Here is a 1,024-nt window from a genome sequence, read left to right on the forward strand (position 1 = left end):
GCATGCGCCTGCCGGCACAAAAGTCACCGACGGATTTCTACCGCCGCTGCGTTTAACGGAAGAAGCGTCGCCACGGCACAATGCCATGGCAGCGCGCCAACCGGAGACGCCAGCATGATACGCCGTTCGATCCTTGCCGCTGCCTTGAGCCTGCTGACCGCCACGGCGTTCGCCCAGACGGCGACACAGCCTCCGGCCGCGACGTCCCCTTCTGCACCGCCCCCCGCTGCCGCGCCAGCCACGTCAAAGACCAGGCCCGAAATCACGCTGGCCAAGTTCCAGAAGCGGCGTGAGAAGGCGATCATGGCCGCCGACACGGATGGCGACGGCAAGATCAGCCTGCTGGAATGGGAGGTCCTCCAGGCAAAGCGCGGCACCAAGGGCGACCCGACACAGTCCTTTGCGCGCGCGGACTCGAACCATGACGGCTTCATCGACCGCGCCGAGCTCGATGCGTTCTTCGCCCAGCGCTTCGCCAGGCTGGACAAGAATGGCGACGGCGTTCTGAGCGTCGACGAAATGCCGGGCCATAAAACCGCTCCCAAGGCGGAGCAATGAACGGGGGTAATGGCACGCGATGACCATCAGGGGTGCGCCAGCCGATGAGCGCGGATCCGGACGAGGATCTGGTTCGTCGTATCGGCGCCGGCGATCCGGCGGCCGTGCAAACGCTGGTCGCGCGCAAACTGCCGCGTATCGTGGCGCTTGCCGTGCGCATGCTGGGCGACGCGGCGGAAGCCGAGGATGTCGCGCAGGAGACCTTCGTCCGACTCTGGCGCCATGCCTCGGGCTGGCGGCGCGGCAATGCCCGCTTCGACACCTGGATCCACCGGGTGACGCTGAACCTCTGCTACGACCGGCTGCGCCGCCGCCGCGAATGGGTGACAGACGATCTGCCGGAGGTGGTAGACCCGGCGCCGCTTCCGGATACCCAGCCGCGGGAAGACACGTGGCGCGTCGAACAGGCCTTGCGAGCCATCGCGCCGCGGCAGCGCGAAGCCATCATCCTGGTCTACTATCAGGA

The 1,024-nt window shown here is 67.0% G+C and carries 2 protein-coding genes; both read left to right on the forward strand.

The window, feature by feature from the left end:
• Positions 1-114 precede the first annotated feature (114 nt).
• Positions 115-558, forward strand: a complete 444-nt coding sequence (locus FJ980_RS34300) for an EF-hand domain-containing protein (RefSeq protein ID WP_140547746.1) — start codon at positions 115-117, stop codon at positions 556-558.
• A 44-nt stretch (positions 559-602) separates the two neighbouring features.
• On the forward strand, positions 603-1,024 hold a 422-nt coding region (locus tag FJ980_RS34305), incomplete at its 3' end, for an RNA polymerase sigma factor (protein ID WP_140547747.1).

The sequence above is a fragment of the Mesorhizobium sp. B1-1-5 genome (genome assembly GCF_006443065.1).
Classification (GTDB): domain Bacteria; phylum Pseudomonadota; class Alphaproteobacteria; order Rhizobiales; family Rhizobiaceae; genus Mesorhizobium.

Coding starts and splice junctions, on each gene's coding strand:
- FJ980_RS34300 (WP_140547746.1), top strand. CDS start 115: ATGATACGCCGTTCGATCCTTGCCGCTGCCTTGAGCCTGCTGACCGCC.